The organism is Mycobacterium sp. P4_H6, from assembly GCF_056400845.1.
Window position 1 is genome coordinate 1 of record NZ_JBFUKN010000144.1, and the last position, 8,970, is coordinate 8,970.

Annotated in this window: 8 protein-coding genes; 5 read left to right on the forward strand and 3 right to left on the reverse strand. The window is 69.3% G+C overall.

What is annotated here, in order from left to right; genetic code table 11:
- The first annotated feature begins 92 nt into the window (after positions 1–92).
- Positions 93–941 (forward strand): hypothetical protein, encoded by an 849-nt coding sequence (locus tag AC1DTF_RS31405; protein WP_477476893.1) that lies wholly within the window; start codon positions 93–95, stop codon positions 939–941.
- Positions 942–1,013: 72 nt separating this feature from the next.
- On the opposite strand, the gene AC1DTF_RS31410 is transcribed toward AC1DTF_RS31405, so the two are convergent.
- Both AC1DTF_RS31410 and AC1DTF_RS31415 read right to left on the reverse strand, forming a co-directional pair.
- A complete protein-coding gene (locus tag AC1DTF_RS31410) occupies positions 1,014–1,616 on the reverse strand; it encodes a DinB family protein (RefSeq protein WP_477476894.1) in 603 nt (200 codons plus the stop codon).
- A 1-nt stretch (position 1,617) separates the two neighbouring features.
- The gene (locus tag AC1DTF_RS31415) at positions 1,618–2,133 is read right to left on the reverse strand and encodes a DinB family protein (protein WP_477476895.1); all 516 of its coding nucleotides are present in this window, start codon (positions 2,131–2,133) and stop codon (positions 1,618–1,620) included.
- Positions 2,134–2,194: 61 nt separating this feature from the next.
- Between AC1DTF_RS31415 and AC1DTF_RS31420 the strand changes: the two genes are divergently transcribed.
- From AC1DTF_RS31420 to AC1DTF_RS31435, 4 genes are all read left to right on the forward strand, one after another.
- Complete coding sequence (locus AC1DTF_RS31420) at positions 2,195–3,151, forward strand: helix-turn-helix transcriptional regulator (protein WP_477476896.1); 957 nt, start codon at positions 2,195–2,197, stop codon at positions 3,149–3,151.
- A gap of 98 nt (positions 3,152–3,249) precedes the next feature.
- Positions 3,250–7,380, forward strand: a complete 4,131-nt coding sequence (locus AC1DTF_RS31425) for a glycoside hydrolase family 38 N-terminal domain-containing protein (protein ID WP_477476897.1) — start codon at positions 3,250–3,252, stop codon at positions 7,378–7,380.
- Positions 7,377–7,943: a DUF7158 domain-containing protein gene (locus AC1DTF_RS31430; protein ID WP_477476898.1), complete on the forward strand. Its 567-nt coding sequence runs from the start codon at positions 7,377–7,379 to the stop codon at positions 7,941–7,943. Before AC1DTF_RS31425 ends, AC1DTF_RS31430 begins: the two co-directional genes overlap by 4 nt.
- The gene (locus AC1DTF_RS31435) at positions 7,943–8,827 is read left to right on the forward strand and encodes an ROK family protein (RefSeq protein ID WP_477476899.1); all 885 of its coding nucleotides are present in this window, start codon (positions 7,943–7,945) and stop codon (positions 8,825–8,827) included. Before AC1DTF_RS31430 ends, AC1DTF_RS31435 begins: the two co-directional genes overlap by 1 nt.
- Here AC1DTF_RS31435 and AC1DTF_RS31440 read toward each other — a convergent pair.
- On the reverse strand, positions 8,828–8,970 hold a 143-nt coding region (locus AC1DTF_RS31440), incomplete at its 5' end, for an aldehyde dehydrogenase family protein (protein WP_477476900.1).

An 8,970-nucleotide genomic window follows, 5' to 3' on the forward strand; every position in this document is an offset into this window, starting at 1 on the left:
TACCCGTCGTCAACTGACCCTTCGAACTACGGGTACGCGAGTTTCGCCAACTTGAGGGGATCCGCAGACGACGCTGTTGCGTCCAACAAGACATGGCCATTCCCATCCGCGGCGCCGATGTGCTGGCAGACGGATCGCTGACTGTGGGGCAACTGCGTCACCGCTTCGCCCCGGTGTTCCGCGGGATCTACCTTCCGAAGGGCCACCGGCCGACCCTGCTCGACAGGATTGTTGCTGCCAGGCTGGCCGTGCCGCACGCCGTGATCGCGGGCACCGCGGCATCGGCGCTGCACGGGGCGAAGTGGGTGGATGACGACGTGACCATCGACCTGATCGGACGTTGCCGGCCGCAGCCCGGGCTGAAGGGGCGGGAGGAAACACTGCGCGTGGGTGAGGCGATGACTGTGCGCGGAATCCCGGTGACTACCCCCGCCCGCACAGCATTCGATCTCGGCCGGCGACTCACCCGGATCCCGGCCATCAAGCGGATGGACGCGCTGATGAATGCGTCACCGTTTGCGGTCGAAGACGTCCTGCTGTTGACCAAGGTGCACCCGCGTGCGCGCGGTCTGGTCAACCTTCGAGAAGTTCTGCCTCATGTCGATGGAGGCGCTGAGTCTCCCCAGGAGAGCTGGCTGCGCATGCTTTTCGTCGACGCCGGATTGCCCAGGCCGACAACGCAGTTCGTCGTGTGCGCGGCCGACGGGCGGTACATCAAGCGGCTCGACATGGTCTGGGAGGAATACAAAGTCGGCGCCGAGTACGACGGGGAACAGCATCTGACCGACCGCACGGTGTATGCCCGCGATGTGTGGGTCGGTCGGGAACTGCAGAGGATGCGATGGCACCTCATGAGAGCGGTCAAGGAAGACCGCGGCGACGATCTCGTCGCGCACGCCCGCGCGGTGTTGCTCGCCCGCGGATGGGATGGCCGTCCGTAGCGGCGAAACTCGCGTACCCGTTGCTCCGCATGCCGCGACAGCGACGGGTACGCGAGTTTCGCCCCAAAAAGTCTAGGAAACGGCCTCCTTGCCCCACGGCGTCAGCCACTCCGTCGCCGGCCAGTCCTCGATACCGGCCAGCAGTTCGTACAGCGTCGCGCCGTCGATGCTCTCCCGGATGATGTCGCCCTGACCGGCGTGCCGGGCCAGCTCCTCGATCATGTGGAAGATCACCCAGCGCACCGACCACGCCGCCACGTCCTTCGGGAACCACGGCACATGCTGCGGAATCGGCACGGCCGCAGACAGATCCGAGGTCTCGATGAGACGGATGGTCTCGGCGTTCTGCGCCTCGAACTTCTCCAGGATCTGCGCCAGCGTCTCGTCCTCACGCATCACGAACTCGTCCTGATAGTCGGCGGCCTGCTCCTCCATCGGACGCTTGTCGCCCTCGGTCATGTCCGGCGCAGCCGCGACACGCTCCATCCAGCCGGCCTGACAATTGGTGACGTGCTTGATCAGACCGCCGATCGATAACGAGCTGACCGACGGCGCCGAGCGCGCCTGCTCATCGGTGAGCCCGAACGCGATCGCGTGAAAGGCGTACTGCTGGGCGGCGACGTACTCCTTGAGGCCGGCGCGCTCATCAGCGATCGGAGGGGGCATTGCGGACATATCAGTTCTCCTTCATGTGGGTGTAGAGATCTCGGAGCAAAGCGATTTCGGCGCCGTGGTGGATGACCTCACGGTTGATGTGCAGCACCAGCACGGACATCGGCTCGTCGGCGTACGGGCCCTCGGCCGGTCCGCACGGGCGGTTCAGATCGTCGTCGGACAGCGCACGCACCCCGGCCGTCCACCTTTCGTATTCGGTGTCCAGCTGTGCCAGCGCGGTCGCGGCGTCGGTGGCATAGGGCCAGCTCTGGTAGTCCGCGGCCGGGCCGCCGAAATGCGAGTGGTTGCGCATCGCGAAGACGCCGATGATCACGTGGGCCAGTCGCCAGGCGATGGTGGTGAACGGTGTGGGCGTGGGTTCGGGGTAGACGAAGTCGACGCCACCGTCGGGATGCACGGTCCAGCAGTCCGGCACCGGCTGCCAGAAGTACTCGTCATCGGTAAGACCGTCCAGCCGGGGCCGCAGCTGGTGGGACCAGTGGAATTCCAGTTGGTCGGCGAGTAGGTCGGTGTTCATGTCTTCACTCTGACAGCCATAGAGGACAGGTTCTGTCCTATAAGTGCGGCAGTATCGAGATATGTCAGAAACGACCGCCCGGGTGCTGCACCTCCTCGGATTGCTGCAATCCCGGCGGGTATGGACCTCCGAGGAACTTGCCGAGCGCCTGGCCGTCACCACCCGCAGCGTCCGCCGCGATGTCGAACGCCTGCGTGACCTCGGGTATCCGGTGCACGCCAGCACGGGCCACGGCGGCGGCTACCAGCTGGGCGCCGGCGCGGCGCTGCCCCCACTGCTGCTGGACCCGGAGGAGGCCGTCGCGATGGCGGTCTGTCTGCGGCTGGCCGCCGGCGGCAGCGTCGCCGGGGTGGGCGAGTCGGCGTTGCGCGCACTGTCGAAACTGGACCAGGTGATGCCGGCGCGGCTGCGCTCCCAGGTCGCCGCCGTGCACGAGACCACGGTGACGCTGACCCCGACCAGCAGGGACGTGCCGGTGGACCCCGAGGTGCTGATGACGCTGGCGCGGGCCTGCCGCGACCATGAGCACGTCAACACCGGCTACACCGACATCCGCGGCAACGTCACCGCGCGCCGGCTGGAGCCCTATCAGCTGGTGACCACCGGCCGTCGCTGGTACCTGCTGTCCTATGACCGTGACAAGCAGGATTGGCGCAGCTTGCGCCTGGACCGGATGGCCGACGTCCGGGCGCTGGGCAGCATCTTCACACCCCGGGAGGCTCCGGACGCGGCGCAGTACGTGCAGCGCGCCATCACCAGCTCGCCGTACCGGTATGTGGCTAGGGTGCGCTACTACGCCGCCCACGATGTTGTGGCGCAGACTTTCTCGTCGGCCTCGGTGCAGATCGAGGCGGACGGGCCAGACACCTGCATCCTCACCACCGGCGCCGACGACCCCGATGTGATGGCGCTCTACCTGGCCATGCCGGGCTGCGAGTTCGAGGTGCTCGAACCGGTCGAGGTGGCCGACGCGGTGCGAACCGCCGCCGAACGGCTCCGGAGGGCGGGCGCCCGATGACTGGCGAAACTCGCGTACCCGTCGCTGTAGAGCACCCGCGGACGGCGGGTACGCGAGTTTCGCCGAGAACTGCGGGCGCCCGAACGTAGGGTGCCAGGATGCGCGTCACGGGAGCGGAGTCGACGGACCTGTTCGTCGGGTCACCGGACGCACCGGTGCAACTGGTCCGTATCAGCTACGCCGATTGCGCGGCGCCCACCCCGGTGCGGGTGACGGGCACCGGCATCGAGGGCGAGGCCGTTGCGCAGCCGGACGCGACCACGGTCGAAGTGCCGATGAGCGTCACCGATCCCGAGCCTGGCCGCCGGCGCGAGGCCAGCATCGGCAATACGGCCTTCACGTTCACCGACGCCGAACCCGGCTGGACGATGTACATGATCAGCCACTTCCATTACGACCCGGTGTGGTGGAACACCCAGGCCGCCTACACCAGCGTCTGGACCGAGGACCCGCCCGGCGCCTGCCGCCAGACCAACGCGTTCGAACTCGTCACCGCCCACCTGGAAATGGCGCGCCGCGACCCCGACTACAAGTTCGTGCTCGCCGAGGTCGACTACCTCAAACCGTTCTGGGACACCCACCCCGAGGAACGCACCGACCTGCGCCGGCTGATCGGCGAGGGCCGCGTCGAGATCATGGGCGGCACCTACAACGAGCCCAACACCAACCTCACCAGTCCCGAGACTGCGATCCGGAACTTCGTGCACGGCATCGGTTTTCAGCGTGATGTACTGGGCGGCGACCCGGCCACCGCCTGGCAGCTCGACGTGTTCGGGCACGACCCGCAGTTCCCGGGGATGGCCGCGGACGCCGGGCTGACCTCCAGCTCGTGGGCGCGCGGGCCGCACCACCAGTGGGGCCCGATGGCCGGTGACGGTGACCCCACCCGGATGCAGTTCGCCAGCGAGTTCGAGTGGACGGCACCGTCGGGGCGCGGACTGCTGACGCACTACATGCCCGCGCACTACGCGGGTGGCTGGTGGATGGATTCGGCGGCCTCGCTGGCCGACGCGGAAGCCCAGACCTACAAGCTGTTCGCCGGGCTGAAGCAGGTGGCGCTGACCCGCAACGTGCTGCTGCCCGTCGGTACCGACTACACCCCACCCAACAAGTGGGTCACCGACATTCACCGCGACTGGAACAGCCGCTACACCTGGCCCCGGTTCGTCTGCGCGCTGCCCAAGGAGTTCTTCGCCGCGGTGCGCACCGAACTGGACACCCGCGGCGCGCGGGCGTCGGTACAGACCCGGGACATGAACCCGATCTACACTGGCAAGGACGTCTCCTACATCGACACCAAGCAGGCCAACCGGGCCGCCGAGAACGCGGTGCTGGAAGCCGAACGGTTCGCCGTGTTCGCCGGATTGCTCGGCGGCGCAACCTATCCGCAGGCGGCGCTGGCCAAGGCCTGGGTGCAGCTGGCCTACGGCGCCCACCACGACGCCATCACCGGCTCGGAATCCGATCAGGTGTACCTCGACCTGCTCACCGGCTGGCGGGACGCCTGGGAGATCGGCCGCACCGCCCGCGACAACGCGCTGCGACTGCTCACCGGAGCCGTCGATTCCGCTGTCGTGGTGTGGAATCCGTTGGCGCACGGCCGCACCGACCTGGTGACCGCGCACCTGGACGAACCGTTCTCGGGGGTGGTCCGCGACATGAACGGGCGGGCCCTGCCCACGCTGATCGAGGACCACACCGTCACCTGGCGGGTCGACGACATCGGCTCGCTGGGCTGGCAGGGCTACCAGTGGGACGACGATATCGACGGGTCACGCTGGCAGCAGATGGACGGTGCCACCGTCGCCAACGCGCACTACACGCTGACCGTCGACCCGGCCCGCGGCGGTGGGGTGAGCTCACTGGTCGCCGATGGCCGCGAACTGATCGCCGACGGGCGGGTCGGCAACGAACTGGCCGTCTACGACGAGTATCCGGCGCACCCGCAGGCCGGCGAGGGGCCATGGCATCTGCTGCCCAAGGGGCCGGTGATCGGCTCGTCGGAATTCCCCGCGACGGTGCAGGCCTATCGCAGCGCGCTGGGGGAGCGGCTGGTCATCTCCGGTCAGATCGCCGGCGAACTGCGCTACACCCAGACCGTGACCCTGTGGGACGGTATCGACCGCGTCGAATGCCGCACCACCATCGACGAATTCACCGGTACCGACAAACTGCTGCGGCTGCGTTGGCCGTGTCCGGTCCCCGGTGCCATGCCGGTCAGCGAGGTCGGTGACGCCGTCATCGGCCGCGGCTTCGGGCTGCTGCACCACCACGGGGCCCCGGATGCGGTGGACTCCGCGGAGCACCCGTACACCCTGGACAACCCGGCCTACGGCTGGTTCGGACTGTCCTCGATGCTGCGGATACGGATCGGTGCCGGGGTGCGCGCGGTCTCGGTCGCCGAGGTGGTCACCCCCGACGCATCGTTCGACGAGCGCGCGCTGATGGTGGCGCTGGTGCGCGCCGGGGTCACCGCCACCTGCAGTGTCGCCGGACACCCGCGCTACGGCGACCTCGCGGTGGATTCGAACCTGCCCGATGCGCGCATCGTCATCGGCCACCCGGACGAGAACGCTTTCGCCGCAGCGGTATTGGACAGCGCGCCCGACTACCGTGCCGAGCTGGACCGCCAGGTCGGCGTCACCGGGGCCGCGCGGGTATGGGTGCCCGCGCAGGCCGCACTGGCCCAGGAATGGGTGCCCGGCGCCGACCTCAAGGGGGCCCGGGCGCTGCCGGTGCTCATCGTCGTCGGCGGTGTCGAGGCACTCATCGACGAGATCGGCGACGCGGAGATCTCGGTGCATCAGCATCCCGACGGCGGCGTGGAACCGTTCGAGCCGGCCACCGTGGCGCTGCTGAACCGGGGCGTGCCCGGCTTCGCGGTCGAACCCGACGGCACGCTGCACACCTCGCTGATGCGGTCCTGTACCGGCTGGCCGTCGGGCACCTGGATCGACCCGCCGCGGCGTACCGCACCCGACGGCTCCAACTTTCAGCTCCAGCACTGGACGCACACCTTCGACTACGCCATCGTCGCCGACGAGGGCGACTGGCGCGACAGCGAAATCCCCAGCCGCAGTGCTGCGTTCTCCCATCCGCTGCTCGCGGTGCCCAACCGGCGGGCGGGAACCGACGGGCTGCCCTCGCACGGCGCCTTGCTCGACGTCGACGCAGCCGGTGGGGGAGTGCAACTGGGTGCGCTCAAAGCCGCGGGCAATCCCATCGCGGCGGGCAGTGTCGACACCGTCGACCCTGCCTCAGTGGCCCTACGTATCGTCGAAACGCACGGCCGCACCACACAATTCGTGGTCCGCTCGGGTCTGAGCGCGGTGGCCCCGCTGGTTCCGGCCGATCTGCTGGAACGCCGCCTGGACCGCAGCGCCGGATTCACCTTGCACGGCTATCAAATCGCCACCATGCTGACCCACCTGGACGCGGTGAAGATCCTCAACGCCGACAACGAGCAGCTCGCGCCGGAAGCCGAAGCGGCACAGCCGCTCTACGCCCGGTACTGGTTGCACAACCGGGGCCCCGCGCCGCTGGGCGGGCTGCCCGCCGTCGCCCACCTGCACCCGCACCAGCTGCAGGCAGAAACCCGTGAGCAGGTGCGCCTGCGGCTGACCGTGGCCAGCGACTGCACCGACGCGGCGGTCCACGGGCGGGTCAAGCTGATCTGCCCGGCCGGCTGGAACGCCGAGACCCCGGAGCTGCCATTCGTGCTGCCACCCGGGGACTACCTGGACACCGACGCCACCGTCACGATACCGGCCGGGCAACCGCCCGGGCTGTATCCGATCCGGGTCGAACTGGCGCTCAATGGGCGCGGCGGTCTGCCGCCGTCCTGGCGTCAGGTCGTCGAGGACGTCTGCGTGGTCCGAGTGGGCGCAGCCACCGGGGGAGTGGACGATGCCGAACTGCTGCGCCTGGTGGCCGGTCCGTCCGAGGTGCGGGTGCGCGCCGGCCAGACCGCCCGGCTGGGTGTCACCGTCGGTACCGATGCCCGTGCCGACCTGTCGGCCGAGGCCCATCTGATCAGCCCGTGGGGGACCTGGGAATGGTTGGGCCCGGCGGCAACCGGGGCCGAATTGCCCGCCGGCGGTACCGCCCGCATCGAGTTCGATGTCGCACCGCCGCCGTGGGTGCGGCCGGGAACCTGGTGGGCGCTGATCCGGGTGGCGTGCGCAGGCAAGCTGGTCTACTCGCCTGCGGTGGCGGTGGTGGTCACATGACCGCGGCACTGGTCGCCGGCCACATCGTCACCATCGCCGAGATCGACGAACGGGAAAGAGCGCTGCGGGCGGGCAACATGGCCGCCGCACTGCCGCGCCCGGGCACCAGCGAGGGACGTCAACTGCGGCGCTGGCTGACCCAGCTGGTGACGGCCGAACGAGTGGTGGCACTGGAAAATACCGGGGCCGAACAGATTCCGGACCTGGAGGACGTGTTGCCGGACATGGCCGCGCGACTGGAGATCGGCAGCATCGCGGCCGCGGTGCTGACCACCGAGAGCGGCCGGGCCGCGTTCGCCCGCGTCACCGCGCAGGTCGGCGTCTCCGATATCGAGATCGTGGCCTACCACCGGCGCAACCCCGGCAGGTTCGCCGCCCGCCGCACCGACGTCGTGGACTTCGCCCGGGCCCGGCCGCTGATCGCCGCGCACCTGGGGGCCGCGGCGCGGCGCCGGGCCTTCCGGCTGTGGCTCGACGCGCAGTGCGCCGAACTCGTCGCCCTGTCACCGGGCTATGAACATCCCGGCGATCCGCGCCAACCCGACAACACCCACAAGCACTGATGGCTGTCACGCTGGCCCTCGACATCGGGGGCACCAAGATCGCCGCAGGCATCGTCGACGATGAGGGCACCGTGCTGCAGCGCTTCCAGCAGCCCACCCCCCGCGACTCCGCCGACGCCGCCTGGCAGGTGACCGCGGATCTGATCCGGCAGGCAACGTCGATGACACCGGTGCAGGCGGTGGGCATCGCATCCGCCGGACCGTTGGCGCTCGGCGCGGGCACCATCAGCCCGGTGAATATTGCTGTGTGGCAGGAATTTCCGATCGTCGCGCGGGTCGAGGAGCTGACCGGGCTGCCGGTGCGGCTCGGCGGTGACGGACTGTGCATGGCGCTCGGCGAGCATTGGCGCGGGGCCGGGCGGGGCGCGCAGTTCCTGCTCGGGATGGTGGTGTCCACCGGAATCGGCGGCGGCCTGGTGCTCGACGGCGCTCCCTACGACGGGCGCACCGGGAACGCCGGGCACGTCGGCCACATGGTCGCCGATATCGACGGGGAGCTCTGCGTGTGCGGCGGTCATGGCTGCGTGGAGACGATCGCCTCCGGTCCGCGGATGACACGGTGGGCGCAGCAGCAGGGTTGGACGGGTGCGGACGCCAAGGAACTGGCGGCCGCGGCCGAAGCGGGCGACGCGGTCGCGCTGGCCGCGTTCCGGCGGGGGACCGCGGCGTTGGCCTCGATGATCGCGTCGACCGCCGCGGTCTGTGACCTGGATCTGGTGGTGATCGGTGGTGGGGTGGCCAAGGCCGGTGAGGTGCTGTTCGGCCCGCTGCGCGAGGCGTTGACCCGCTATACCGGGTTGACCTTCATCCGGGATCTGCGGGTGGTGCCCGCCGACCTGGGGGGCGACGCCGGACTGGTCGGCGCCGCCGCCCTGGTGCGGTGATTATTTGGCGATGCGGATGAGTTTTTTGTTGACGAATTCGTCGATGCCGAAGCGGCCGAGTTCGCGGCCGAACCCGGAGCGTTTGACTCCGCCGAAGGGCAGCTCGGCGCCTTCGGCGCCGACGGCGTTGACGAAGACCATGC

Bases quoted from the DNA above. Each gene is read 5' to 3' on its own strand.
- AC1DTF_RS31405 (WP_477476893.1), top strand. From the start codon at position 93: ATGGCCATTCCCATCCGCGGCGCCGATGTGCTGGCAGACGGATCGCTG.
- AC1DTF_RS31410 (WP_477476894.1), bottom strand. From the start codon at position 1,616: ATGTCCGCAATGCCCCCTCCGATCGCTGATGAGCGCGCCGGCCTCAAG.
- AC1DTF_RS31415 (WP_477476895.1), bottom strand. From the start codon at position 2,133: ATGAACACCGACCTACTCGCCGACCAACTGGAATTCCACTGGTCCCAC.
- AC1DTF_RS31420 (WP_477476896.1), top strand. From the start codon at position 2,195: ATGTCAGAAACGACCGCCCGGGTGCTGCACCTCCTCGGATTGCTGCAA.
- AC1DTF_RS31425 (WP_477476897.1), top strand. From the start codon at position 3,250: ATGCGCGTCACGGGAGCGGAGTCGACGGACCTGTTCGTCGGGTCACCG.
- AC1DTF_RS31430 (WP_477476898.1), top strand. From the start codon at position 7,377: ATGACCGCGGCACTGGTCGCCGGCCACATCGTCACCATCGCCGAGATC.
- AC1DTF_RS31435 (WP_477476899.1), top strand. From the start codon at position 7,943: ATGGCTGTCACGCTGGCCCTCGACATCGGGGGCACCAAGATCGCCGCA.